Below are 25545 nucleotides of genomic sequence, written 5' to 3' on the forward strand. Positions count from 1 at the left end.
CGCACGCGGGCGCGGCGCGATCCCGGGTCGACGGCCGCGCCGGTCAGGCGCGCCGCGCCAATGGCGCATCGGGATCCGCCCTGCGCCTGTCGCGGGATCGGCGCGCGGTCATCGGGGCGGGGCGCCGGCGGCGCTGCTATTGGGTGTTGGCGATCGAGGCGATGAAGCGCGGGCGGATGACCACGTAGCTTTTCCAGGTCTGGTTGCCGATGCCCATCCAGTCGCCAAGGGGTTCGAAAGGCACCGTGGTCTCGGTGACGATCACGGTGTCGAATTCCGCCATCACCGGCATGTTGGCTGCGGGCACGTCGGCGTTCGCAAGGGGCTGGCCGCCGCCTTTCGCGGTGGACCAGAGCACCTGATACGCATCGTTGCGGAACTCGATGCTGCTGACGCGCAATTGCTTGCCGGCGGGGGTGCGGGGCAGCAGCTTTTCCTGAAGCTGGTAGAGATCCTCGATGAAGGCGTCGCTCACCACCAGCTGTCGGGACATGATGTCGCTGAGGGTGAAGGCGGCCTTCGCGGCCTCGGAGCGTTCCTTGTAGGCGTCGAAGAAGGCGACGCTGCCTGCGAACCACAGCGCCAGGATCGGCACCCAGATGACGAATTCGATGGTGATCGCGCCGCGCGTGTCATCCAGAAACGCCCTTGCGCCGCCCCGCCGCCAGCGATCGCGGATATGATCCATGATCATCGGCTCACTCCGGTTCGTTCACGAAGGCGGAATACGAGATCAGCGCATAGCCGCCGCTGGCGTCCTTGCGCAGCTGCTTGCCGAGACCGAGCATGGGAAACAGCGGATCGACCATGGCGCAGGCGCGCACGAACATGATTTCCGAACGCGAGCCGGGGTTGAAGGAGATCACCGGTTCGATATCGGAGCCCCGGTCGATGCATTGCACCGGCCCGCTGGGGTAGCTGGCGCTGTTGGCGACCGGGGTCAGTTCCAGCTGCACCACGTTGAGGCAGTCGCTGATGACCACCGCGTGATCGCAGATCCGCGCCTTGATGTCGTCATGGCTGACATTGGGGATGCGCCCGAGCCGCAAGTCCCGGATCGCCAGATCCAGGCCGCGCTCCAGCATCACCGAGCGGGTCATCAGCCACCCGGATTCGTAGATCGAGAACACGATGGTCAGCAGCATCGGCATGATGATGACGAATTCGACCGTGGCGTTGCCCGCCGTGTCGCCGAGAAACCGGCGCAGCGCCCGCCCGACATGTCCGCCCCGCCGGGTCATTCGACAAGCTTGAGCTGCTGGATGCTGCTGGCGATCAGCGTGAAGGCGGTGGTCAGCTCGATGCCTTCGACCCGGTGAAAATGGCTGGGCGTGCTGGCGCAGGTCTGCATTTCGGTGAGCGCGTCGGCGCCGTCGGCGATGTCAAAGCCGATGGTGAACACCACCACGCCGTTCTGCTTGGCCAGGGTGCAAAGCTGGTAGAACTGCTGCACGCTGAGATCTTCGTCCGCGGTGCGGTTGGAGCTGTAGCGCAGCGTCCAGTTGCTGCTGCTGAGGCTGGTCAGACCGTGGGAGGCGAGGTATTCGCGTTCGGCCGCGGTGTCGTATGCGCTGGCCACCGGGCGCTGCTGATAGCGGATGTTGCCATCGGTCATCAGCACGATCACCTTCAGCACGTCCGGGTCGTCATAGGCGCGCGGGCGGAAGCGAAAGGCGTCGGGCACGTCGCCGGCGATGGCCATGGTCTCGATCAGCGGCTGGGTCGAGGGATCGAGCAGGCCGAGCCCCCATTTCATGGCGTTCTGGGTGCCGGTGCCGTCATGCCCCATGAAACCCTGGATGGCGGTCTTGAGCAGGTCGTTGTCGTTGGAATAGGGGATGACGGCGCGGTCGTTGGAGGGGCACCAGCCCCATTCCGCCTCATGCCCGTAATCGGCTTCGAATCGGAACCACTGGAAATGCGGCGTCTGCGGGCGGGCGTTGGCCGCGGGCAGCGCGGCGGTCAGGAAGTCATTGCCGTTGAAGTCCACGCAGCGCGAATAGCCATGCGCCTGGGACTGGCGGAAATAGTCGAACATCGTGGCGTTCAGCGCGGTCTGCCCGGCGAAGGGCACCAGCGAGATCGAGGTGGTGGCGCGGGTGTCGTCCGTGAGGATCAGGTCCACGAAGTTCGACGCCGAATTGCGCAGCACCTGCAGCCGGCTTTGCGTCACCGGGTTGCCGAACTGGTCATCGACGGTCACCGACGAGTTTTCCCGCGCCATGGAGCCGGAGATGTCGAGCACCAGCGAGATCTCCACATCCATGCGCCGTTCCTCGGCCGCCGAACCGACGCTGACGCCGAGCTGGGTCTGGTTGAGGATCTTGAGGAAAAAGGACTCCAGCGCCGAATCCGCCGTGGCGCTGACCCGGCGCGAATTCAGCAGCTGGCCGGAGCCTTCGGGGGTGGCGTTGACGGTGGGCGTCACCGGCGTGTCGTCGAACTGCCGGGTCTTCATGTAGTCATTGACCACCAGCGTCGGATCTATGGTGGAGCGCAGGGAGGTGGCGGCCAGCACGCCGCGATCGAGCGAATCCTGCAGATCGGCGCGCCGCGCCTCGAATCGCATCAGGTCGATGGCGATGCCGGTGGCCATGACGATCCCGAGGAACAGGACCAGGATCAAGGCCGTGATCGCGCCGCTGTCGTCGCGCGAAAAGTCTCGAATGCGATCAAGGAATCTCGCCATCACTCACACGCCTCACACACTGTACGCACACGCGTCCGCAGGTCGGATCGCGAGCCTTCCCATCCCGGCCTCAGCCGGGAGCTCGGTCCCCATGGTCCGCAGACTCCGCCATTAGACCCCTGACGGGGTCGGCTGTCGAGAAGAGTCAACCAAGAATTTTCCAGACATTCGCCGGATATCAGCCCGGGCGCCGCTTGCGTGACGGAGCTCGGACCGGCCATTCCTGGTTCATCTCCTCATCGGGGTTAGCGGTCCCGGCAAATCGCCTGATCCGCGTCATGTCATTATATTAATGCCTTATGAATGCATTTCATGGAGTTTCCCAAAAATCAAGCGAAGGGTAAGATTAATTGCATGTTCACTATGAATTCAGGTCGGTCATGGGCTTTTCGCGCCCCCCCAGGGTTGAAATTTCGTCACTGGTGTAACCCATTTCACTCAGAATCGCCGCCGTGTCGGCGCCCGCGGCGACCGGCGGGCGGGGGGGCGGGGCCGGGGTGCGGGCGAATCGGGGGGCGGGGGCCGCCTGGGTCAGGCCCTCGACCTCCACATGGGCGGCGCGCGCGCGGTTGTGGGGATGGGCGAAGGCCTCGTCCGGGGACAGCACCGGGGTTGCGCAGGCGTCGGTCCCGGCGAAAAGGGCCTCCCATTCGGCGCGGGTTCTGGTGCGAAACAGCGCCGCGTAGCGCGCGGATTTCTCGGGCCAGCCGCGCGGGTCGTGCTGATCGGCGCGGTCGGCGTCGGGCAGCCCGGCCTTTTGCGCCAGTTCGGCGAAGAATTGCGGCTCCAGCGCTCCGACGGCCATGTAGCCGCCGTCGGCGGTCTCGTAGCAGCGGTAGAACGGCGCGCCGCCATCGAGCATGTTGGCCTCGCGCGCCGGGCGCCATCGCCCGGTTGCGTTCATCATCCTGAAGATGCCGGTGAAGGCCGAAACCCCGTCCACCATGGCCGCATCCACCACCTGCCCCCGCCCCGAGCGCGCCCGTTCCCACAGCGCCGCCATCACCCCGAACAGCAGCAGCATCGTGCCGCCGCCGTAATCCGCCACCAGGTTGAGCGGCGGCGAGGGCGGCTGATCGCGGCGCCCCATCATCCACAGCGCCCCTGTCAGCGACAGGTAGTTGATGTCATGCCCGGCGGTCGGGGCCAGCGGCCCGTCCTGTCCCCAGCCGGTCATGCGCCCGTAGACCAGCCGGGGATTGCGCGCGGCGCAGATCTCGGGCCCCAGCCCGAGGCGTTCCATCACCCCGGGGCGAAACCCCTCGATCAGCGCGTCGCTGCGGTCGATCAGCCGCAGGGCCGCCGCGATTCCGGGCGCGGTCTTCAGGTCGAGAACCAGCGAGCGCTTGCCGCGATTGTTCACGTCATGGGGGCGGGGCGGGCCGGGCCTGCGTTCGACGACGATCACCTCGGCGCCCAGATCCGCCAGCATCTGACCGGCGAGCGGGCAGGGGCCAAGGCCCGCCATTTCGACGATCCTCAGCCCGGCCAGCGGTCCCGAATCGGCATCGGGGGCGGCATCGGGGGCGGCGGGCGCGGCCATCAGTTGCGCCTCCGTTCGTCGAGCCCGAGGCCGCGGCCGATGATTTCCTTCATGATCTCCGACGTGCCCGCATAGATGCGCGAAATCCGCGCGTCGGCGTAAAGCCGCGAGATCTCGTATTCCTCCATGTAGCCCGCGCCGCCATGCAGTTGCAGGCATTGATCCACCACCCGCCCTTCGACTTCCGAGGCCAGCAGCTTGGCCTGCGCCGCATGTTCGGGGCTGAGCGCGCCTTCCAGATGTTCGCGCACGCAGTGATCGGCGAAGGCCCAGGCGGCGTCGAGTTCGGTGCGCATCTCCGCCATGCGAAAGCGCGAGTTCTGGAACATCCCGATCGTGCGCCCGAAGGCGCGGCGCGCGGTGATGTAGTCCATGGTGACGTCAAAGGCGCGTTCGGCGCGGCTGACGAAGCCGATGGCGCCCAACAGCCGTTCCTCGGCCAGATTCATCATCATCAGCCGAAACCCGCCCGCCGGGTCGCCGATGACGTTTTCCTTGGGCAGCTTCACGTTGTCAAAGAACAGTTCGGCGGTGTCCTGGCTGTGCAGGCCCAGCTTCTTCAGGTTGCGCCCGCGCGAAAACCCGTCCATGCCGTCCTCGACCAGAAACAGCCCGATGGCGTGGGGGTTGTCGGCGCTGACGCGCGCCGCGACCAGCACGAGACCGGCCAGGAACCCGTTGGAAATATAGGTCTTCGATCCGTTCAGCAGCCAGTGGTCGCCCATGTCCTCGGCTTTCGCGCGGATCGCGGCGAGGTCGGACCCCGCGCCCGGCTCGGTCATGGCGATGGCGAGCACGGTGTCCCCGCGCACCAGCCCCGGCATGTAGCGGTCGCGCAGCGCGTCGGAGGCGAACTTATGCAGATATGGCCCGACGATGCGGTTGTGCAGCGAAATGAAGAACCCGGATTCGCGGGCCCCGATTTCCTCGACGATGATCTGGTCGTAGCGGAAATCGTCAAGCCCCAGCCCGCCGTGCTTTTCGGCGGCATACATGCAGAGAAACCCCTGCGCGCCGGCGCTTTTCCACACCTCGCGGCTGACGCAGCCATCCTCGCGCCACTGGGCTGAATGGGGGAACACCTCGGCCTCGGCCCATTTTCGCACCGTGCTGCGGAAGATCTCGTGCTCCTCGTCAAAGAGTCTTCGTTTCAACATTTTCTTTTTCCATGCTGGTTTGCGTTGGTTATTTCATCCGGCGTCTGAATTGCGCAGCCGTTCCAGCGCCGATGGTTTCACCGCAAATCGCGCGCCATGGGCCTCGGCCAGTTCGCGTGCGCGGGCGGCGAAGGCGTCGAGCCCGACGCCGCGGATGAACCGCAGCGCGCCGCCGGTATGGGCCGGAAAGCCGATGGCGAAGATCGAGCCGATATCGGCCTCGGTCTCGGAGCGCAGCACGCCCTCGTCGAGACAGCGCAGGGTCTCGACGGCCTGCCGGTAGATCAGCCGGTCCTCGGCGTCCTGCATGGAAATTTCGCCGTTGCCCTGGGCGAATTGCGCCAGCCCCGGCCACAGGGTCCGGGCCCCGTCCGCGTCGTAATCGTAGAAGCCGCCGCCATGACGCCGCCCGCCGCGGCCCATGGCGACCATCCTGTGCGCCACCGCCAGCGTCGCCGAATTGTCGGTGGGAAACCCGTTTTCGACCCCGAGCCGCGCATCCAGCGCCAGATGCGTGTCATGCACCTTCCTGCTGAGCGTCAGCGACACCTCGTCATGCACCTGCAACGGACCCACCGGCATCCCGGTCTTCCAGGCCGCGCGCTCGATCGCCGCCGGGGCCATGCCGTCGCGCAGCAGCGCCTGCCCCTCGTCGAGATAGGTCCCGAACACCCGCGAGGTGAAGAAGCCGCGCGCGTCATTCACCACGATCGGGATTTTTCCGATCTGGGTGACGTAGTCATGCGCCTTGCGGATGGTGTCCTGCGAGGTCTGCGCCCCGGCGATGATCTCCACCAGCCGCATGCGATCCACGGGCGAGAAGAAATGGATGCCGACGAAGCGCGACGGATCCGGGCAGGCCTGCGCCAGAATCGAAATCGGCAGGGTCGAGGTGTTGGAGCCGTAGATCCCGTCCTCGGCCAGAAGCGCGAAGCTTTCCGCGATCACGCTTTCCTTCAGCGCGAGGTCCTCGAACACCGCCTCGATGATGATGTCGGCGCCTGCGCAATCATCCGCGTCCGTGGGGCGGATCAGGTCGAGCAGCGCCGCCCTGGACTCCGCATCCATGCGCCGCCGTTTGATGCGGGCGTCGCACAGCGCTTCGGAATGCGCCTTGCCTTTCCGCGCGTTGCCGATATCGGTGTCCTTCAGCGCCGTCGGCAAGCCGCGCGCGGCGTGGGCGAAGGCGATGCCCGCGCCCATCATCCCGGCCCCGAGCACCGCTGAACCGGCGGCTTTCCAGCGCGGGCCCTCGGGGCGAAAGGCGCCGCTTTTCACTGCGTTCATGCCAAAGAAGAACGTGGTGATCGCCGCCTTGGCCTCGCGGCTCGGGACCAGCGCGCAGAAGGCGCGGCTTTCGGCGCGCAGGGCGCTGTCGAACCCCATGCGCATGGAATTCACCGCCAGGTCGAGGATTTTTTCCGGCGCCGGGGCCAGCCCGCGCGTGCGGGTGACCAGCATGGTCGGGGCCATCATCGCGGTCATGCGGATGTTGTCGGCCTCGGCATTGCCGCCGGGATAGGCGAACCCCTTGCGGTCCCATGGCTGGGCGTGGGCCTGCGGGTTGGCGAGAATCCAGTCCTTCGCCGCCGGGATCAGATCGTCGCGCGCCGCGGCCAGCGCGTCGATCATGCCCAGTTTCAGCGCTTTGGCCGGCGCGTGGGGCTTGCCCTCCAGCAGCACCGGCAGCGCCTTTTCAAGCCCCAGCAGCGCGGTGATGCGCACCACGCCCCCGGCCCCGGGCAGCAGGCCCAGCGTCACCTCGGGCACGCCGGTCACCGCCGCCGGATCGTTCAGCGCGATGCGGTGGTTGCAGGCGAGCGCGATTTCATAGCCCCCGCCAAGCGCCGCGCCGTTGATCGCGGCGACCACCGGGACCGGCAGGCGTTCAAGACGGCGCAGAAAATCCTTGTTTTCCTCGACATGGCCGAAATAGGTCTCGTCGGCCCTGTCCACCGCCAGCAGCGCGTGCAGATCGCCCCCGGCGAAGAAGGTCTTCTTGGCCGAGGCGATGACCACGCCGGCGAGGCCGTCTTCGGCCTCCAGCCGTTCCATCGTGGCCTTCATCAGGTCGCGATAGGCGGCGTTCATGGTGTTGGCGGACTGTCCCGCCATGTCCATGGTCACGGTGACGATCCCGTCCGCGTCCTTTTCATAGGCGAACATGGCTCAGATCCTCTCGATGATCGAGGCGATGCCCATGCCGCCGCCCACGCACATGCAGATCAGCGCGCGTTTCAGGTTCCGCCGGTCCAGTTCGTCGAGCATGGTGGAGACCAGCATCCCCCCCGTCGCCCCCAGCGGATGCCCCATGGCGATGGCGCCGCCCACCACGTTGAGCTTTTCGTCGGGCACGTCCAGATCCCGTTGCAGGCGCAGGGCGACGGACGCGAAGGCCTCGTTGATCTCCACCAGGTCGATGTCGTCGATGGTCAGCCCGGCCTTGGCCAGCGCCTTTTTCGAGGCCGGGCCGGGGCCGGTGAGCATGATCGTCGGTTCCGTGCCGGTCAGCGCCACCGACACCACCCGTCCGCGCGGCGTCAGCCCCATGTCGCGCCCCGCCTGCGCGTTGCCGACCATCACCAGCGAGGCCCCGTCGACGATCCCGGACGAATTGCCCGGGGTGTGCACATGGTCGATGCGCTCGATTTCGGGGTATTTGGCCAGCGCGATGGCGTCAAACCCGAAGGCGCCGGATTTTTCGAAACTGGGCTTCAGGGCGCCGAGCCGCTGCATGTCGGTGTCGGGCTTGATGAAATCGTCGCGGCTCTGGATGACGAAGCCGTTCTCGTCGGTCACCGGCACGACCGAGCGGTCGAACCAGCCGGACTCCCGCGCATGCGCCGCGCGGCGCTGGCTTTCCACGGCGAAGGCGTCCACGTCGTCGCGCCGCCAGCCGCCCAGCGTGGCGATCAGATCGGCGCCGATGCCCTGGGGCGCGAAGCCGGTGGCGAGGTTGGTCTCGGGGTCCTCGGCGAACGGCCCGCCATCGGCGCCCATGGGCACGCGGGACATGGATTCGTAGCCGCCGGCGCAGACCAGATCCTCCCAGCCGCTGGCCACCTTGGCGGCGGCGGTGTTGAAGGTGTCGAGCCCCGAGGCGCAGAACCGGTTCACCTGCGCCCCGGCGACGCTTTCATCCCAGCCGGCCTTTTGCAGCGCGATTTTCGGCAGCACCGACCCCTGCTCGCGCACCGGCATGACGCAGCCCAGCATCACGTCGTCGACGCGCGCGGTGTCCAGATCGTGGCGCGCCTGCATCTCGCGCAGCAGGGTGGTGACCAGCGTGATCGGCTTCACCTCGTTCAGCGTGCCCTGCGGCTTGCCTTTCGAGCGGGGCGTGCGGATCGCATCATAGATATAAGCCGTCTCGGTCATCTCGAACCTTCCACTGACCCCCCGTGCGCGGGGGGCGCCAGGGCGAGGCTAGGTCAGCCGCGCGACGCGTTCAAGCGTGGCGCGGGGCGCGCGCGGGGTGACGTCGCGGCGCCGCGCGCCTTGCCGCAGAACGCGATTTCGCATTGACCCGGGCGCCGCGCGGATCAATCCTTGCCGCCTGAGGACGACCCGCGCGGGGCGCCGATCACGCCGCGCCGCGCGCCTGCCACGAAAAATGGGGAACCACCATGCCGGACGCCAAGCAGTTCTACATCAACGGCGCCTGGGTCGCGCCCGTCGCGCCGACCCATATCGACATCATCAATCCGGCCACCGAGGACCCCGTGGGCCAGGCGGCGCTTGGCAACGCCGATGACGTGAACGCCGCCGTCGCCGCCGCCAACGCCGCCTTCCCCGCCTATGCCGCCACCAGCCGCGAGGACCGCGTGGCGCTGCTGACCCGCATCGGCGACATCTACGAATCGCGCATGCAGGACATGGCCGACGCCATCCAGACGGAAATGGGCGCGCCCTCCAAGCTGGCGCTGCAGGCGCAGGCCGCCTCGGGGCTCGGGCATATCCGCCGGGCGCTGTCGGTGCTCAGGAAATACGAATTCGACATTCCCATGCGCTCCACCATGGTGACCCGCGAACCGATCGGCGTCTGCGGCCTGATCACCCCGTGGAACTGGCCCATGAACCAGGTCTGCTGCAAGGTCGCCCCGGCGCTGGCGGCGGGCTGCACGATGGTGCTGAAACCGTCGGAAATCGCGCCGCTGTCCACCATGGTCTTCATCGAGATCCTGCACGAGGCCGGCGTGCCCGCCGGGGTCTGCAACATGGTGATCGGCGACGGGCCGGGGGTGGGGGCGGTGATCTCCGCCCATCCCGACATCGACATGGTCAGCTTCACCGGATCGACCCGCGCCGGCATCCTGGTGTCCAAATCCGCCGCCGACACGGTGAAGCGCGTGGCGCTGGAACTGGGCGGCAAATCCCCCAACATCATCCTCGACGACGCCGACATGGAACGCGTCATCAAGGGCGCCGCCATGTCGCTGTTCTCCAACACCGGACAAAGCTGCAACGCCCCGAGCCGCCTGCTGGTGCCCAGCGCCTGGAAGGACGACGTGGAATCGATCTGCGCCGCCGCCGCCGAACGCTGCAAGCCGGGCGACCCGAAGGCCCCCGACACCCGCATCGGCCCGCTGGCCAACGGCGTGCAGTTCGCCCGGGTGCAGACCCATATCGAAAACGCCATGGCCGAGGGCGCGAAGCTGGTCGCCGGCGGCCCGGGCCGCCCCGACGGGCTCAATCGCGGGTTCTACGTGCGGCCCACGGTGTTTTCCGACGTCACCAACGACATGAGCATCGCCCGCAACGAGGTGTTCGGTCCGGTGCTCGCCATCCTCACCTATGACAGCGAGGACGAGGCGGTGGCCATCGCCAACGACACCGATTACGGGCTGTCATCCTACGTGTCCTCGGGATCGCTGGAACGCGCCCGCGGCGTCGCGCGGCGCATCCGCGCCGGCATGGTGCACATCAACGGCGCCGGCGGCGACAACGCCGCGCCCTTCGGCGGCTACAAGCAGTCGGGCAACGGGCGCGAGCATGGCGTTTTCGGGTTCGAGGAATTTCTCGAAGTCAAATCCATGTTCGGCTACGCCCCGGGCTGATTGCTTTCATGTTCACGCCGGGGCCGGCGCAACCGCCGGCCCCCGATCGCGCCAACGAAAGCCCGCCATGACCATCGACCCCGAAAAGCTCATGGCGCTGCGGTTTCCCGAAATCGAGCATCGCTACGACGAAAAACACGTGATGCTCTATGCGCTGGGTCTCGGGCTTGGCGCCGATCCCACCGACCCGGCGCAGCTGCGCTACGTCTACGAGGACGGGCTGCGGGTCCTGCCCACTTTCGCCACCATGCTCGCCTATCCCGGCGCCTGGGCGCGGGATCTGGACACCGGCATCGACTATCTGAACCTCGTGCATGGCGAACAGCGCCTGCGCCTGCACGCGCCCTTGCCGGCGGCGGCGACGGTGACCGGGCGCATGCGCGTCACCGGGCTGATCGACAAGGGCGCGGGGCGCGGGGCGCTGGTGTTCTCCGAACGGGTGGTGCGCGACAAGGCCACCGGCGCGCGCCTCGCCACCGTCTCGCAAACCACCTTCTGTCGCGGCGATGGCGGCTTGGGCGATGGCGGCGGCGGGGCATTCGGCGCCCCGCCGCCCCGGCCTCACGGCGTGCCCGAGCGCCCCGCCGATGCCTGCGTCGACATCGCCACGCGCCCCGAGGCGGCGCTGATCTACCGCCTGTCGGGCGATCTGAACCCGCTGCACGCCGACCCGGCGACCGCCCGCGCCGCCGGGTTTGCGCGCCCGATCCTGCACGGGCTCGCCACCTACGGGATCGCCGGGCGCGCGGTGCTCGACTCAGCCTGCGCCAACGATCCCGCGCGACTCGCGGCGTTCGACGCCCGCTTCACCGCGCCGGTGTTCCCCGGCGAGACCCTGAAAACCGAAATCTGGATCGACGGCGCCGAAGTCAGCTTTCGCACCAGCGCGCCGGATCGCGACGCCGTGGTGCTCGACAACGGCCGCGCCGAGATCGCCCCCTGAGCCTCAGCGCCCGCCCGACACGTTCAGAATCGACCCGGTGACATAGGACGCCGCGTCCGACAGCATCCACACCGCCGCCTCGGCCACCTCCTCGGCGCGCCCGGGCCGGCCCAGCGGCGTGGTGGCGCCGATGGCCGCCGCCCGGTCCGGCGCCCCGCCCGAGGCGTGGATGTCGGTGTCGATGACCCCGGGGCGGATGCCGTTGACCCGCACGCCCTCGGGCGCCAGTTCCCTGGCAAGCCCCAGGGTCATGGTGTCCATCGCGCCCTTGGTGGCGGCGTAATCCACGTATTCTCCGCCCGCGCCGCCAAGGGCGGCCACCGACGACATGTTGACGATCGCCCCCCCGGCGCCGCCGCGCGAACGCGCCATGCGGCGCGCCGCTTCCCGCGCGCAAAGAAACGCCCCGAGGATGTTGACGCGAAACACCCGCTCCATGCGCTCGAGGCTCATCTCGGCCAGCGGCATTCCGGGCGCCACGATGCCGGCGTTGTTGACGAAACCGCCGATGGGTCCGAACCGGGCCTCGGCGGCGTCGAACAGCGCCGCGACCTGCGCCTCGACCGCCACGTCGCCCCGGATCGCCGCGCCCCGACCGCCGGCGGCGGCGATCCCGGCCGCCACCCGATCCGCCGCGGCCGCGTCGCTGTGAAAATTCACCGACACGTCCCAGCCCCGCTGGCCCGCCAGCAATGCCGTGGCGGCGCCGATGCCGCGCGATCCACCGGTTATCAACACATGCACGACGACTCTCCTCGCTCGCAATTTGCGCCAACCGCTTTTTCCTGCCGGAGGCGGGGAAAAGCTCAAGACTCCCGCGCGGGCCCGCCCGCGCTCCGTTTGATGGACGCGGCCCTCAGGTGAACCGGTTGTCCCTCGGGAACCCCCGCGGCGCCATCCGCCCCGCCGCGGCGCGCCTGGCGATGTATTCGTCAAGCTCCGGGCGCAGCACCGTGCGGGTGCGCCCGCCGCGCTCCTTCCATTGCAGCCCGTCGTCGATCGCGAAGGCGATCGCGTCGCTCAGCCCGCCATCCTTGTATTTCTGCAGCCGCACGCCCTTGCCGCGGGCCATCTCCGGCAGCTCCGACAGCGCGAACACCAGCACCTTGCGGTTGTCGCCCACCACCGCCACATGGTCCCCGGTCACCGCGCGGCAGACCCTGGCCTTGGCCGCGCCGCGCAGGTTCAACGCCTGCTTGCCGCTGCGGGTCTGCGCCGCAACATCCGCTTCCGCCACCACGAACCCGTCCCCGGCCGAGGAGGCCAGCAGCCGCTTGCCGCCGGGGCGCAACGCGAACAGGTCCACCATCGCCTCGTCATTGGGCAGATCCACCATCAGTCGCACCGGTTCGCCCATGCCCCGCCCGCCGGGCAGCCCCGAGGCCGCCAGCGTGTAGAACCGCCCGTTGGAGGCGAACAACAGGATGCGGTCCGTGGTCTCGGCGTGGAACACGAAACGCGGCCCGTCGCCATCCTTGAACTTCAGCTCCGAGTCCAGCGCGATATGCCCCTTCATCGCCCGGATCCAGCCGTTCTGGGAACAAACCACGGTGATCGGCTCGCGCTCGATCATCGCCTCCAGCGGCACCTCCTCGATGTCGGGCGCGTCGGCGAAGCCGGTGCGCCGCGCGCCCAGCGGATACTCCTCGCCATGCGTCTTCTTCAGCGCCGCCAGATCATCGACGAAGGTCAGGCCGCGAAACGCCCGCGGCGCCCCGAACTGTTTCCTGGTTTCGCGCAGTTGTTCGGCGATGCGCGCCCATTGCGCCGTCTCGCTGCCCAGAAGGTCTTCGAGCCCGGCGCGCTCCAGCGTCAGCGCGTCGCGTTCGGCCCGCAGCTCGATCTCCTCCAGCTTGCGCAGGGAGCGCAGGCGCATGTTCAGGATCGCCTCGGCCTGCACGTCGCTCAATTCGAATTCGGCCATCATCACCGCTTTCGGCTCGTCCTCGTAGCGGATGATGGCGATCACCCGGTCGAGGTTGAGGAACGCCGTCAGATAGCCTTCCAGCACCTCCAGCCGCCGGTCGATCTTTTCCAGCCGGTGGCGCGAGCGCCGCTCCAGCACCTCGCGGCGATGATCGAGAAAGGCGCGCAGCACCTCGGGCAGCGAACAGACCCTGGGCACCCGCCCGTCGATCAGCACGTTCATGTTGAGCGGAAACCTGGTCTCCAGATCGGTGAGCCGGAACAGCGTCTCCATCAGCACCGCCGGATCGACGTTGCGCGAACGCGGCTCCAGCACCAGGCGGATGTCCTCGGCGCTTTCGTCGCGCACGTCGCCAAGGATCGGCACGCGCCGGGCGTTGACCAGATCGGCGATCTTCTCGATCAGCTTGGATTTCTGCACCTGATAGGGGATTTCCGTGACCAGGATCTGCCACTGGCCGCGCCCCAGATCCTCGACCTCCCACTTGGCGCGCAGCCGGAACGACCCGCGCCCCGTGCGATAGGCGGCGACGATGCTTTCGCGCGGTTCCACCAGCACCCCGCCGGTGGGGAAATCCGGGCCCGGCACGTATTGCACCAGCGTTTCGGCCGAGGCCCCGGGCGCCTTGATCAGATGCAGCGCCGCGTCGATCACCTCGCCGACGTTGTGGGGCGGGATCGAGGTCGCCATGCCCACGGCGATGCCGCTCGATCCGTTGGCGAGCAGGTTCGGGAACGCCGCGGGCAGCACCGCCGGCTCCTCGTCGGCCTCGTCATAGGTGGCGCGGAAATCGACGGCGTTCTCGTCGAGCCCCTGCATCATCACGGTCGAAACCGCGGTCAGCCGCGATTCCGTGTAGCGCATGGCGGCGGCGTTGTCGCCGTCGATATTGCCGAAATTGCCCTGCCCGTCGATCAGCGGGTAGCGCACCGAAAATTCCTGCGCCAGCCGCACCAGCGCGTCGTAGATCGCCTGATCGCCATGGGGGTGGTACTTGCCCATCACGTCGCCGACCACGCGGGCGGATTTCTTGAACCCCTGGGGCGGGTCCAGCTTCAGCAGCCGCATGGCCCACAGCAGCCGCCGATGCACCGGCTTCAGCCCGTCGCGCGCATCGGGCAGGGCGCGGTGCATGATCGTGGACAGCGCGTATTGCAGATAGCGCTCGCCCAACGCCCGACGCAGCGGCTCCGCCGTGATCGCGCCGCCCTGATCGTTCTCGCCCGCATCGTTCATTGGCGCGTCCCGCTTCTTGCTGCCTTTGCCGATCCCGGTGATAGCCGCCGCAACCGGGAGGGTCCAGTCGCGGGCGGCGATAATCGCGCAGGGCGGGGCTTCACGCGCCGCGCGCGGCGCGGCATAACCCGGGGGACGACCGCCGTCCCGTCGCCCTCGCGTGAAAGCCCATGTCATGACCCCGAAAAACCGGCGCCGCGCGATCCTGATCACCGGCTGTTCGTCAGGGCTGGGGCGGGACGCGGCGCGCGGCCTGCGGGCGCGCGGCTGGCGGGTCTTCGCCACCTGCCGCAAGGCGGCCGACTGCGCCGCCCTGCGCGACGAGGGGCTGGAGAGTTTCCCGATCGACTACGCCGACGAGGCCAGCGTCGCGACCGGGGCGGCCGAGGCCCTGTCCCGCTGCGACGGCCGGCTGGACGCGCTTTACAACAACGGCGCCTTCGCGCTGCCCGGCGCGGCCGAGGACCTGCCCCGGGCGGCCCTGCGCGAGACCTTCGAGACCAATGTTTTCGGCGTGCATGACCTCACGCGTCGCGTGATCCCGGCGATGCGCGCGCAGGGCCATGGGCGCATCGTCAACTGCTCCTCGGTGCTGGGGCTGACGGCGGCGCGCTATCGCGGCGCCTATGTGGCGAGCAAATTCGCCCTGGAGGGCCTGACCGACTGCCTGCGGCTGGAGATGCGCGGAACCGGCATCCACGTGATCCTGCTGGAACCGGGACCGGTGCGCACGAAGATCCGCGAGAATTCGCAGGCGCCGTTCGAACGCTGGATCGACTGGCGCGCCTCGCCCCGCGCCGAAAGCTACCGCAGCGAGGTCCTGCCCCGGCTCTACGCCCCCGCCGCGCGAAAACCCGATGCGTTCGAATTGCAGCCGGCGGCCAACACCCGCCAGTTGATCCGCGCCCTGGACGCGCCGCGCCCGGCGCCGCGCTATTTCGTCACCCGCGCCACCTGGATCGCCGCCGGGCTGAAGCGGGCGCTGCCCTCGCGCTGGCTCGACGCGATTCTCGCGCGGATCTGAACCGGGCGCCGCAATGCCCCTGAAAAACGCCTTGACGCTGGTCATGGCCGGTCAGGCGCGCTATTTGTCCGTGCATGTCGAAAATACTGCTCATCATCACTCTCTTCGCCTGCCTGGCGGTTCTGGCGGTGCTGCTCTTTGGCGTCGGCAGTTTCGCGCGCGGCGGCGATTTCAACCGCAAGCACGCCAACAAGATCATGCGCCTGCGCATCATCATGCAGGCGATCGCGGTGGCGCTGATCCTGCTGACGGTCTACGTGGCGCGTCAGGGCGGCTGAGCCGCCCCGGGATTCAGAGGCTAGGCGAGGAGATCGCGACATGGTCGTGCTCAACAAGATCTACACCCGCTCGGGCGACGCGGGTCAGACCGCGTTGGGCGACGGGTCGCGCGTGGACAAGCACGCCGCGCGGGTTGAATCCTACGGCAGCGTCGACGAGGCCAACGCCGCGGTGGGGCTGGCGCGCCTGCATGCCGCGGGCGACATGAGCGCGGCGCTGGCGCGCATCCAGAACGACCTGTTCGATCTGGGCGCCGATCTCTGCCGTCCGGACATGGCCAAGGACGCCGAATCGGATTTCCCGCCGCTGCGCATGATCGACAGCCAGGTGACGCGGCTGGAGACCGAGATCGACGCCATGAACGCCCATCTGACGCCGCTGCGCAGCTTCGTGCTGCCCGGCGGCGCGCCGCTGGCGGCGCATCTGCATCTGTGCCGCACGGTGACCCGGCGCGCCGAACGGCTGGCGGTGGCGCTGGCGGCGGCGGAACCGGTCAACGAGGCGGCGATCCGCTATCTCAACAGGCTCAGCGACTGGTTTTTCGTCGCCTCCCGGGTCGCCAACGACAACGGCGCCGCCGACGTGCTCTGGGTTCCCGGCGCCAATCGTTGATCCCGGCGGCTTGGCCGATCGCGCCGCCGCGCCGTCCCCCCTTGACTTACGTTAACGTTAACGTCAATAAAAAACCCGCAGTCAAAACCCCCGATTCCGTCGCCTTGCGTCGCTTTTCCCCTCGTCCCCGCGCGCGGGCCGCTGTAAGTCGGAGGGGAAATTTTCCTGCGCGGCGCGACTGCCGCGCGCAACGAGGAGATACGCCGAGATGAAGGTGCTGGTGCCTGTCAAGCGCGTGATCGACTACAACGTGAAAGTTCGCGTGAAAGCGGACGGAACGGGGGTCGATCTCGCCAATGTCAAGATGTCGATGAACCCGTTTGACGAGATCGCCGTCGAGGAGGCCCTGCGCCTGCGCGAAAAGGGCGTGGCCTCGGAAATCGTCGCGGTGTCCATCGGCGTGAAGCAGGCGCAGGAAACCCTGCGCACGGCGCTGGCCATGGGCGCCGATCGCGCCATCCTGATCGAGGCCGCCGAGGACGTGACCACGGATATCGAGCCGCTGGCCGTCGCCAAGCTGCTGAAGGCGGTGGTCGACGAGGAGCAGCCCCAGCTGGTGCTCGCCGGCAAGCAGGCGATCGACAACGACATGAACGCCACCGGCCAGATGCGGGCGGCGCTGCTGGGCTGGTCGCAGGCGACCTACGCCTCGGAGCTGACCATCGAGGACGGCGCCGCGGTGGTGACCCGCGAAGTGGATGGCGGCTTGCAGACCATCAAGGTCAGGCTGCCGGCGATCGTGTCGGTGGATCTGCGGCTCAACGAACCGCGCTACGCGTCCCTGCCCAACATCATGAAGGCCAAGCGCAAGCCAATGGACATGAAGACCGCCGCCGATTACGGCGTCGACGTGACGCCGCGCCTGACGGTGCTGTCCACGACCGAGCCGCCGGCCCGCGCCGCCGGGGTGATGGTCGCGGATGTGGACGAACTGGTGTCCAGACTGAAAAACGAAGCGGGGGTGATCTGATGGCCGTTCTTCTTCTCGCCGAAACCTTCGGCGGCGAATTGTCGGTCGATCAGACCGGCAAGGCGCTGAGCGCCGCGAAATCGCTGGGCGATGTCACGGTGCTGGTCGCCGGCGCGGGCTGCGCCGACGCCGCGGCGGGGGCCGCGAAGCTCGACGGCGCGGCGAAGGTGCTCTGCGCCGACGATCCCGCCTATGGCAACGGGCTGGCCGAGCCGATCGCCGATCTGATCGTCTCCATCGCCGGGGATTACCAGCACATCGTCGCCCCGGCGACGGTGTCGGCCAAGAACATCCTGCCCCGGGTCGCGGCGCTGCTCGACGTGATGGTGATCACCGACGTGACCGGGGTGAAGGGCGTCGACGAATTCGAACGCCCGATCTACGCGGGCAATGCGCTGCAGGTGGTGAAATCCTCCGACGCGACCAAGGTGCTGAGCGTGCGCACCGCCACCTTCGACGCGGCGGGCGAGGGCGGGTCCGCGCCCATCGAAACCCTGACCCCGGTCGCCGATCCCGGCCTGTCCGAATGGGTCGAGGACAAGGTGCAGGCCAGCGACCGCCCCGAACTGACCTCGGCGAAGATCGTGATCTCCGGCGGGCGCGGCATGGGGTCGGCGGAAAACTTCGCCATCATCGAGCGGGTCGCCGACAAGCTCGGCGCGGCGGTCGGCGCCTCGCGCGCGGCGGTGGATTCGGGCTATGCGCCCAATGACTGGCAGGTGGGTCAGACCGGCAAGGTCGTGGCCCCCGATCTTTACATCGCGGTGGGGATTTCCGGCGCGATCCAGCACCTGGCGGGGATGAAGGATTCAAAGGTCATCGTCGCCATCAACAAGGACGAGGACGCGCCGATCTTCCAGGTCGCCGATTACGGCCTGGTCGCGGATCTGTTCGAGGCGGTGCCGGCGCTGGAAAAGGCTCTGGACTGACTTTCGCGGAATCCGGCGCGCGCCGCCGGCTTGTCGTCTTGCGCCGCCCCGCCAAGTTCGGCGGGGCGGCGCTTTGGCGTCAGGCGGCGAGCATCCAGAGCGCGACCAGCGCCAGAACGCCGCTGAACAGCATGTTGAGTTTTCGGGCGCTTTCGGGTGTCCGGAGCCGCGCGGCGATGCGATCGCCCGCCAGCGTCCAGACCGAAAAAGCCGCCATGTTGTTGAGGGTGAACACCGAGGCGATCATCAGCACGGCGCCCGCCTGGCCATGCGCCGCCGGCCCCGGGAACTGGGTGAACATCAGGGCGATGATCATGTAAGCTTTCGGGTTGAGCGCCAGCAGGATCGCCCCGTCCAGAAACCCGGCCGGACGGGCGTCGGCGGCGTTCGTCAAGGCGCCGGCGCGGAACATCTTCCAGGCGATCCAGAGCACATAGACCGACCCCGCCAACCGCAGCGCCGTGAAACCCGCGGGGAAGGCGCCCCGCGCCGCGGCGAAACCCAGGCCGATGCCGGCCGCGGCCAGCCATGTGGCCGCGTGATAGCCGAGATTGGCGCGCAGCGTCGCGCGGAAACCGAAGCGCGCGCCATTCGCGGCGAAGAACATGTTGCCGGGGCCGGGGCTGTAGGCCAGCGGAAACAGGAACGCGATGAGGGCGATGACGGACTGGTTCATGATGTTTCTCGATCGGTCAGGGACCGCCAGTCATTGCATTGCCGGCGCGGGGGCATCCACCCGGATCTTGCGCCCGGAGGCGCGGCGGTTTTTTCGGCGCGGCGCATCGCCTCAGGGCGGGCGCACGATTGCGTGACGGCCACTGGTCAAATCATGGTCGAGAACCGACATTGTCGCCAAACAAGGGAAGGCGAACGCGATGCTGCGCATACTGGGACTGTTTTTCATCGGCACGGGCCTGACCGCCGCCGCGCTCGACTATTACGGTCAGGGCGAGGGCGGCTTCGCCTTCTCGCCGATCGGCAAGTTCTGGTTCGAGATCCACAAGACCAGCCTCATCGGCCTGCAATCGGGGCTGGAGAACCGGGTCTCGCCCGAGGCCTGGGAAACCATCGCCCCGGCGCTCGACTGGCCGGCGGCGCCGGCGCTGATCGGCCTCGGCGTGGCGGTGCTGGCGCTGAAGGGGCTGCTGAAAATCCGCGCCGCCAACAAGCGCGCCAGCCGCATCTGAGCCCGACCGACCGGGATCCGCCCTGCGCAAAAGGCAAGTCTTGGCGCCTCAGGCGCGCCGCCGCCCCCGGCGTCGGGCGCGACTGGCGGCCATGGGGTCGGCGTCGAACAGCGCCGCGAGCTGTTCGGTCATGGCGCCGGCCAGCTGCTCCACATCGGTGATGGTCACCGCGCGGTCGTAATAGCGGGTCACGTCATGGCCGATGCCGATGGCCAGCAATTCCGGCTGGCGTCGCCGCTCGATCATGGCGATCACGTCGCGCAGGTGTTTTTCCAGATAGTTCGACGGGTTCACCGACAGGGTCGAATCATCCACCGGCGCGCCGTCCGAGATCACCATCATGATCTTGCGCTGCTCGGGGCGCGCGGTCAGGCGGCGCGCGGCCCATTCCAGCGCCTCGCCGTCGATGTTTTCCTTCAGCAGACCTTCTTTCATCATCAGTCCGAGATTGGCCCGCGCGCGCCGCCAGGGCGCATCGGCGCTTTTGTAGATGATGTGGCGCAGGTCGTTGAGCCGCCCCGGATTGGCCGGGCGTCCGGCCTGCAGCCAGGCCTCGCGCGACTGCCCGCCCTTCCAGGCGCGGGTGGTGAAGCCCAGCACCTCGACCTTCACCTGGCAGCGTTCCAGCGTGCGCGCCAGGATGTCGGCGGAGATCGCGGCGATGGAGATCGGGCGCCCGCGCATCGACCCTGAATTGTCGATCAGCAGGCAGACCACGGTGTCGCGGAACTTCGCCTCCTTCTCCACCTTGAAGCTCAGCGGCGTGGTCGGATTGGCGACCACGCGGGCGAGGCGGGCGGCGTCGAGCACGCCTTCTTCCTTGTCGAAGTCCCAGGATCGGTTCTGCTGCGCCTGCAGCCGGCGCTGCAGCTTGTTGGCGAGCCGCCCGACCATGCCCTTCAGGGGTTCGAGCTGCTGGTCGAGATAGGCGCGCAGGCGTTCCAGTTCCTCGGGTTCGGCCAGATCTTCGGCGTCGACGGCCTCGTCGAAGGCGGTGGTGAAGGCCTTGTAATCCGGGTCGGCCTCGGAATGGGGCTCGGGCGGCTGGGGCTGGGCCGGCGGTTCGCCGTCCTCGGCCTGGGCCGCGTCGGCCATGTCCGAGTCCTCGCTCTCCTCCATGGAGGTTTCGGCGGATGACGATTCCCGCTCCTCCGAGGAGTCCTCGTCGGCGGCGGAGTCCTGATCCTGCTGCTGGTCCTCCTCGCCGCCCTGCTCGCCGTCCTGCTGCTGGTCGTCCTCGCCCTCCTGCTGGTCCTCGTCGCTGTTCTCGGGGTCGTCAGGATCGTCGCCCAGCTGTTCGCCATAGCCGAGATCGGCGATCACCTGACGCGCCAGCCGGGCGAACGCGGTCTGGTCGTCGAGCGCCGCCTCGGCGTCGCCGATATGTTCGCCCGAACGGCTGTCCAGAAAGCCGCGCCACAGGTCCAGCACGTTGTCGCAGCCCGGGGGCAGGGGGCGCCCGGCGGCCAGTTCGCGGATCATCAGCCCGGCGGCCTCGGCCAGCGGCGCGTCGCTCGCCTCGGTGATCCCGGCATAGCCCTTGCGTTTCGCCTCGTCGGCGAGGCGGGCGTCAAGATTGTCGGCGACCCCGGGCATGGCGCGGGCGCCGATGGATTCGCAGCGGGCCAGTTCCATGCTTTCGAAAATGTCGCGCGCCATTTCCCCCTGCGGCAGGTAGCGGGCATGGGTGGCGTCGTCATGAAAGCGCAGGCGCAGCGCGTAGGCGTCCGAGGCGCCGCGGGCCAGCATCACCTCGTCGCGGGTCATGCGGCGCGACACCTGGGGCAGGCGCACCGCGTCGCCGCTCAAGCCCGGCGGGTCGATGGAAAACGCCACCGACAGCTCGGGCTCGTTGGCCATGGCGCGGGTCGTCTCGGCCAGCGCCTTCTTGAACGGTTCGGCGGGGTTGTCCTGGCCGCCTGGCCCGGCGGACCGGTTTGACTGCGGGGCGGCCATGTTCAGCCGAGGCTGACGGAGGCGGCGCTTTCCGGCAGTTCCTCGCCAAAGCAGCGCTGGTAGAATTCGGCCACGGTCTGGCGTTCCAGTTCGTCGCACTTGTTGAGGAAGGTGAGCCGGAACGCGAACCCGACATTGTTGAAGATCCGCGCGTTCTCGGCCCAGGCCAGCACCGTGCGCGGCGACATCACGGTGGACAGGTCGCCGTTCATGAAGGCGGAGCGCGTGAGGTCGGCCACCGTGACCATGCGCCCGATGGTGGTCTGGCCCTCGGGGGTCTGGTAGTCGGCGTTCTTGGCCAGCACGATCTCGGCCTCGGCGTCATGGCTGAGGTAGTTGAGCGTCACGACCATGGACCAGCGGTCCATCTGGCCCTGATTGATCTGCTGGGTGCCGTGATAGAGCCCGGTGGTGTCCCCGAGCCCCACGGTGTTGGAGGTGGAGAACAGCCGGAAGAACGGGTGCGGGTGGATCACCACGTTCTGATCCAGCAGCGTGAGCTTGCCGTCGGTCTCCAGCACCCGCTGGATCACGAACATCACGTCCGGGCGCCCGGCGTCGTATTCGTCGAACACGATGGCGACCGGATTGCGCAGCGCCCAGGGCAGGATGCCCTCGTGGAATTCGGTGACCTGCACGCCGTCGCGGATCTTGATCGCGTCCTTGCCGATCAGGTCGATGCGGCTGATATGGCTGTCGAGATTGACCCGCACGCAGGGCCAGTTGAGCCGGCAGGCGACCTGTTCGATATGGGTGGACTTGCCGGTGCCGTGATAGCCCTGGATCATCACCCGGCGGTTATGGGCGAATCCCGCGAGGATCGCCAGCGTGGTGTCCCGGTCGAAACGATAGGTGGGGTCGAACACCGGCACCCGGTCCGTGGGCTCGGCGAAGCCCTTGACCGTCATGTCCATGTCGATGCCGAACGCCTCGCGCACCGAAATGTCGACCGAGGGTTCCATCGTCTCCAGCAACGCGCCGTCCGCCATGATGTTTCGTCTTTCCTAAGATCGCGCCGTGTCTCGCAAGGGAACCGTCCGGAGGGCGAACGGCGGCGGGACCAAAACCGTCCGCCGAGAGCGTCTGCGCGCTGAACTGATCTTTTGGAACATATGGCGTGCTGGCGCAAGGGCGAGGGCGCGCGCGCGCGGCCCCTTGTCGCGTGACGCGACGGCGCCCATAATGGGTGCGGGCACAGGGGGGGAACGGTCATGAGCGGCGGCATGCGCCTGCGCATCGGCGCGGCGGTCGGCTTTTCGCTGGCCGCGGCGGGGCTGGGCTGGTCGGCGATCGATCGCCTGGATCCGGGATTCGGCGGCCGGGGGGCTGGCGGTCTGGGATTTGGCGATCGGGGCGGGCTTTCGGGCGCGCCCGGCTTCGTCACGCCCGCGGATCGACCCAAATTCATCACCCCGCCTGATGCGCCGATCGCGTCGGGCGTGCCGGACGCGGCGGGGCGCGCGCGGGTGATCGACGGCGACACGCTGGAGGTCGCGGGCCGGAAAATCCGCCTCGAGGCCATCGACGCCCCCGAAACCGACCAGAACTGCACCGACGCCGCCGGGCGCGCCTATGCCTGCGGCGACCGGGCGCGCGCGGCGCTTGACGGGTTCCTGCGCGGCCGGCGCGTGGTTTGCGCGGGCGAGGCCAGCGACCGCTATGGACGGCTGCTCGCCATCTGTCGCGTCGGCGACGGGGATGGCGACGGCGTGGATCTGGGCGCCTGGATGATCGGGCAGGGCTGGGCGCTGGCCTATCGGCGGTATTCGGCGCGCTACGGCGACGCCGAGGATGCGGCCCGCGCGGCCGGGGCCGGCATGTGGGCGGGCGGCTTCACGCCGCCGTGGGAACACCGCTCGGCGCAACGGGTGGCGGCGCGGCGCGGCGCCCCGACCGCTTTACGCAACGCGCCCGACGCGGGCTGCGTCATCAAGGGCAATATTTCGAAAAACGGCAGGATCTACCATGTGCCGGGGTCGCGCGCCTATGCCAGGACCCGCATCAGCACGGCGCGCGGCGAACGCTGGTTCTGTTCGGAATCCGAGGCCCTGTCCGCCGGCTGGCGCCCCCCGCACGGCTGATCCGGCGCGGGCGCCGCGCCGCGCGAAAGATCAGTTCGCAAAGCTGCGGCTGTCCTTGATCTGCTCCCAGGCCCAGAGCACCTCGCGCAGGCGGTCTTCTTCATCGCGGCGCCCGTCATTCATGTCCGGGTGAAGATCCTTCACCAGTCCCTTGTAAATTTTGCGAATTTCGGTTTTCGTCTGGTGATCCGCCACGCCGAGGATGGCAAGCGCCCGGCGCTCGGAATGGGGCAGGTTGCGCTTGCGCCGGGGGCGGGGATCCGGCCCGGCGCCGGTCTTGCCGGGGTTGATGGTGGCGTTTTCGCCCAGCACCTCCATGGGGTCGGCGAAGCCGAAGCGTTTCCAGGCCTGACCCTCGGCATGGGGCTCCGCGCCCTGGGGCTTTTGCGGCTGGTCGCCGAAACGCCAGGTGGGGCGGTCCCAGGTCATGTCGGCCTTGATCTGGCGTTCCATCTCGTCGGCGGTGTGATCGGCGAAGAAATTCCACGACTTGTTGTATTCGCGCACATGGTCGAGACAGAACCACAGGAACTCGTCCAGCGTGTCCGGGGCGCGCGGCGCGCGATACTGGGCCTTGGCCGCGCAGCCCGCATGGGCGCAGCTGCGCGCGCCGCCGTCCACGGCGCCGGACATGCCGCGCCGGCGCGTGCGTCTGCGCTTGTCGGCGGTGACGGAAACGTCGTAATCAAGAGGCGAACGCGGCGGCAAGCGAGGCTCCTGCATTGACCCATGACGCGGCTCGGCGCGCATGGCGTGGTTGGCGGCCCGGGCCGCTTGTCCGGCGCGCCGGTCGATGGCGCGCGAATCCGGGGACGACGACTGTATCCCATGGGGCGTAAACGCCAAGTCACCTCAGCGGGGCGCGATGCCGCGCCGCCCGCGTGACGCAAGCCAGAACGGAGACCACATGACCGCATCCAACGCAAGCGCCGAAAACCCGGACGAGAAACCCATCGCCGCCCGATTGCGCGCCAGCCTGACCGAGGCCTTCGCCCCCGAGGCGCTGGAGATCGAGGACCAGTCCGAGCGTCATCGCGGCCATGGCGGCTATCGCGAGGGCGGCGAGACCCATTTTCACCTGCGCATCCGCGCCGCCGCCTTCAACGGGCTGAGCCGGGTCGCCAGCCAGCGGCTGATCTACAAGGCGGTCGCGGCCGAGATGCGGGACCGGGTGCACGCCCTGTCGCTTGACGTGTCGGGCACGGCGGCGTGACCGCGCCGCTGGGCCTGATCGCGGCGCTGGCGCTGCTGAGCGGCTGCGCCGTGGCGGCGGTGACCGGGGCGGCGGTGGGCACGGCGGTGAGCGTCGGATCCACGGTGGTGGGCGTCACCGTGGACGCCACCGGCGCCCTCGTCAGCGCGGCGATTCCCGACGGCGAGGACGACGACGACTGAACCGCGGCCCCGACAGCGCCGCCCCGGCGCCGTCCCCGCCGCCGCCCCGGTCACCGTCGCCGCGGCGCTCAGGACGTCGCGGGGCCGAGCCGGTGCGGCGATCCCTCGGGCGCGGCGGGGTCGATCTGCATGTCGGCGCGCAGGGCGAAGGGCTCCGCCCCGGCGCGCTGCGCCAGCGGCGCCGAATCCCGCGGCGCGGGCGTCGGGCGCGGGGTTTGCTGGGGCGGCGCATTCTGCGCCAGCCGCGCCGCGATCTGCGGCGTCAATTGCGACGGGACCTGCTGGATTTCCCGGCGAAACACCAGAAAGCTGTGGAACACGTCCTCCACCCGGCGGAACAGGCCGGTCCTTTCCTGACAGGGCAGGTTTTCGGCGCGGTAGTATTCCCAGCCGTCCACCGCCTCGGCGGCGAGCAGGTCCTCGACGGTGCGCGCGAAGCTGTCCGCCTTGCCGCGCACGCCCTTGAAGCGCTTGGCGCGTTGGGGGGCGGCGACGGTCTTGTATTCGTATCTGGTCATTTCTGCTTCCCTGCGGCGCGGTCCCGGTCTGGCGTGAATTTA

The 25545-nt window shown here is 68.5% G+C and carries 25 protein-coding genes; 11 read left to right on the plus strand and 14 right to left on the minus strand.

The window, feature by feature from the left end:
* Positions 1 to 136: 136 nt before the first annotated feature.
* The 7 genes from AC1HC7_RS13000 to AC1HC7_RS13030 form a co-directional block, all read right to left on the minus strand.
* Positions 137 to 688, minus strand: coding sequence for a TadE/TadG family type IV pilus assembly protein (locus tag AC1HC7_RS13000; RefSeq protein WP_479499087.1), 552 nt, complete (start codon positions 686 to 688; stop codon positions 137 to 139).
* Positions 689 to 698: 10 nt separating this feature from the next.
* Positions 699 to 1241, minus strand: coding sequence for a TadE/TadG family type IV pilus assembly protein (locus tag AC1HC7_RS13005; RefSeq protein ID WP_479496275.1), 543 nt, complete (start codon positions 1239 to 1241; stop codon positions 699 to 701).
* A complete protein-coding gene (locus AC1HC7_RS13010; protein ID WP_479496276.1) occupies positions 1238 to 2689 on the minus strand; it encodes a pilus assembly protein TadG-related protein in 1452 nt (483 codons plus the stop codon). The genes AC1HC7_RS13005 and AC1HC7_RS13010 overlap by 4 nt, the downstream gene beginning before the upstream one ends.
* Before the next feature lie 361 nt (positions 2690 to 3050).
* Complete coding sequence (locus AC1HC7_RS13015) at positions 3051 to 4232, minus strand: CaiB/BaiF CoA transferase family protein (RefSeq protein ID WP_479499088.1); 1182 nt, start codon at positions 4230 to 4232, stop codon at positions 3051 to 3053.
* Positions 4232 to 5389, minus strand: coding sequence for an acyl-CoA dehydrogenase family protein (locus tag AC1HC7_RS13020; RefSeq protein WP_479499089.1), 1158 nt, complete (start codon positions 5387 to 5389; stop codon positions 4232 to 4234). Before AC1HC7_RS13020 ends, AC1HC7_RS13015 begins: the two co-directional genes overlap by 1 nt.
* A gap of 33 nt (positions 5390 to 5422) precedes the next feature.
* Positions 5423 to 7555: a 3-hydroxyacyl-CoA dehydrogenase NAD-binding domain-containing protein gene (locus AC1HC7_RS13025; protein WP_479499090.1), complete on the minus strand. Its 2133-nt coding sequence runs from the start codon at positions 7553 to 7555 to the stop codon at positions 5423 to 5425.
* 3 nt (positions 7556 to 7558) lie between these two features.
* Positions 7559 to 8767, minus strand: a complete 1209-nt coding sequence (locus AC1HC7_RS13030; protein ID WP_479496280.1) for an acetyl-CoA C-acetyltransferase — start codon at positions 8765 to 8767, stop codon at positions 7559 to 7561.
* Positions 8768 to 9015: 248 nt separating this feature from the next.
* Here AC1HC7_RS13030 and AC1HC7_RS13035 point away from each other — a divergent pair, with 248 nt between their 5' ends.
* Together AC1HC7_RS13035 and AC1HC7_RS13040 are read left to right on the plus strand one after the other, a co-directional pair.
* The gene (locus AC1HC7_RS13035) at positions 9016 to 10446 is read left to right on the plus strand and encodes an aldehyde dehydrogenase family protein (protein WP_479496281.1); all 1431 of its coding nucleotides are present in this window, start codon (positions 9016 to 9018) and stop codon (positions 10444 to 10446) included.
* Between the two features lie 67 nt (positions 10447 to 10513).
* The gene (locus AC1HC7_RS13040; protein WP_479496282.1) at positions 10514 to 11389 is read left to right on the plus strand and encodes a MaoC/PaaZ C-terminal domain-containing protein; all 876 of its coding nucleotides are present in this window, start codon (positions 10514 to 10516) and stop codon (positions 11387 to 11389) included.
* Positions 11390 to 11392: 3 nt separating this feature from the next.
* Here AC1HC7_RS13040 and AC1HC7_RS13045 read toward each other — a convergent pair whose 3' ends face one another.
* Together AC1HC7_RS13045 and parC are read right to left on the minus strand one after the other, a co-directional pair.
* A complete protein-coding gene (locus AC1HC7_RS13045) occupies positions 11393 to 12133 on the minus strand; it encodes an SDR family oxidoreductase (RefSeq protein WP_479496283.1) in 741 nt (246 codons plus the stop codon).
* 112 nt (positions 12134 to 12245) lie between these two features.
* Positions 12246 to 14552: a DNA topoisomerase IV subunit A gene (gene parC, locus AC1HC7_RS13050; RefSeq protein ID WP_479496284.1), complete on the minus strand. Its 2307-nt coding sequence runs from the start codon at positions 14550 to 14552 to the stop codon at positions 12246 to 12248.
* Positions 14553 to 14727: 175 nt separating this feature from the next.
* On the opposite strand from parC, the gene AC1HC7_RS13055 reads away from it, so the two are divergent.
* The 5 genes from AC1HC7_RS13055 (at position 14728) to AC1HC7_RS13075 (ending at position 18366) form a co-directional block, all read left to right on the plus strand.
* A complete protein-coding gene (locus AC1HC7_RS13055; RefSeq protein ID WP_479496285.1) occupies positions 14728 to 15576 on the plus strand; it encodes an SDR family NAD(P)-dependent oxidoreductase in 849 nt (282 codons plus the stop codon).
* Positions 15577 to 15650: 74 nt separating this feature from the next.
* The gene (locus AC1HC7_RS13060; protein ID WP_479496286.1) at positions 15651 to 15854 is read left to right on the plus strand and encodes a twin transmembrane helix small protein; all 204 of its coding nucleotides are present in this window, start codon (positions 15651 to 15653) and stop codon (positions 15852 to 15854) included.
* 40 nt (positions 15855 to 15894) lie between these two features.
* On the plus strand, positions 15895 to 16467 hold the full coding sequence (locus tag AC1HC7_RS13065; protein WP_479496287.1) for a cob(I)yrinic acid a,c-diamide adenosyltransferase: 573 nt from the start codon (positions 15895 to 15897) through the stop codon (positions 16465 to 16467).
* A 208-nt stretch (positions 16468 to 16675) separates the two neighbouring features.
* Complete coding sequence (locus AC1HC7_RS13070) at positions 16676 to 17437, plus strand: electron transfer flavoprotein subunit beta/FixA family protein (protein ID WP_479499091.1); 762 nt, start codon at positions 16676 to 16678, stop codon at positions 17435 to 17437.
* Positions 17437 to 18366, plus strand: coding sequence for an electron transfer flavoprotein subunit alpha/FixB family protein (locus tag AC1HC7_RS13075; RefSeq protein ID WP_479496289.1), 930 nt, complete (start codon positions 17437 to 17439; stop codon positions 18364 to 18366). Before AC1HC7_RS13070 ends, AC1HC7_RS13075 begins: the two co-directional genes overlap by 1 nt.
* Before the next feature lie 79 nt (positions 18367 to 18445).
* On the opposite strand, the gene AC1HC7_RS13080 is transcribed toward AC1HC7_RS13075, so the two are convergent.
* Positions 18446 to 19042 (minus strand): LysE family translocator, encoded by a 597-nt coding sequence (locus AC1HC7_RS13080; protein WP_479499092.1) that lies wholly within the window; start codon positions 19040 to 19042, stop codon positions 18446 to 18448.
* A gap of 199 nt (positions 19043 to 19241) precedes the next feature.
* On the opposite strand from AC1HC7_RS13080, the gene AC1HC7_RS13085 reads away from it, so the two are divergent.
* On the plus strand, positions 19242 to 19553 hold the full coding sequence (locus AC1HC7_RS13085) for a hypothetical protein (RefSeq protein ID WP_479496291.1): 312 nt from the start codon (positions 19242 to 19244) through the stop codon (positions 19551 to 19553).
* A gap of 48 nt (positions 19554 to 19601) precedes the next feature.
* Here the strand turns inward: AC1HC7_RS13085 and cobT are convergent, their stop codons facing one another.
* Positions 19602 to 21509 (minus strand): cobaltochelatase subunit CobT, encoded by a 1908-nt coding sequence (gene cobT, locus AC1HC7_RS13090; RefSeq protein ID WP_479496292.1) that lies wholly within the window; start codon positions 21507 to 21509, stop codon positions 19602 to 19604.
* A gap of 2 nt (positions 21510 to 21511) precedes the next feature.
* A complete protein-coding gene (gene cobS, locus AC1HC7_RS13095; RefSeq protein ID WP_479496293.1) occupies positions 21512 to 22498 on the minus strand; it encodes a cobaltochelatase subunit CobS in 987 nt (328 codons plus the stop codon).
* A gap of 222 nt (positions 22499 to 22720) precedes the next feature.
* Here cobS and AC1HC7_RS13100 point away from each other — a divergent pair, with 222 nt between their 5' ends.
* Positions 22721 to 23590 (plus strand): thermonuclease family protein, encoded by an 870-nt coding sequence (locus tag AC1HC7_RS13100; RefSeq protein WP_479496294.1) that lies wholly within the window; start codon positions 22721 to 22723, stop codon positions 23588 to 23590.
* A gap of 30 nt (positions 23591 to 23620) precedes the next feature.
* Here the strand turns inward: AC1HC7_RS13100 and AC1HC7_RS13105 are convergent, their stop codons facing one another.
* Positions 23621 to 24298: a DnaJ domain-containing protein gene (locus tag AC1HC7_RS13105; protein ID WP_479496295.1), complete on the minus strand. Its 678-nt coding sequence runs from the start codon at positions 24296 to 24298 to the stop codon at positions 23621 to 23623.
* Positions 24299 to 24497: 199 nt separating this feature from the next.
* Between AC1HC7_RS13105 and AC1HC7_RS13110 the strand changes: the two genes are divergently transcribed.
* Entirely contained in the window at positions 24498 to 24803 is a 306-nt protein-coding gene (locus AC1HC7_RS13110) for a BolA family protein (protein ID WP_479496296.1), read from the plus strand.
* Positions 24800 to 24985 carry a hypothetical protein gene (locus AC1HC7_RS13115; RefSeq protein WP_479496297.1) on the plus strand — a complete coding sequence of 62 codons (186 nt, stop codon included), beginning with the start codon at positions 24800 to 24802 and terminating at the stop codon, positions 24983 to 24985. Before AC1HC7_RS13110 ends, AC1HC7_RS13115 begins: the two co-directional genes overlap by 4 nt.
* A gap of 68 nt (positions 24986 to 25053) precedes the next feature.
* Here AC1HC7_RS13115 and AC1HC7_RS13120 read toward each other — a convergent pair whose 3' ends face one another.
* Positions 25054 to 25503 carry a hypothetical protein gene (locus AC1HC7_RS13120; RefSeq protein ID WP_479496298.1) on the minus strand — a complete coding sequence of 150 codons (450 nt, stop codon included), beginning with the start codon at positions 25501 to 25503 and terminating at the stop codon, positions 25054 to 25056.
* Positions 25504 to 25545 lie beyond the last annotated feature (42 nt).

This window comes from Oceanicella sp. (genome assembly GCF_056449545.1).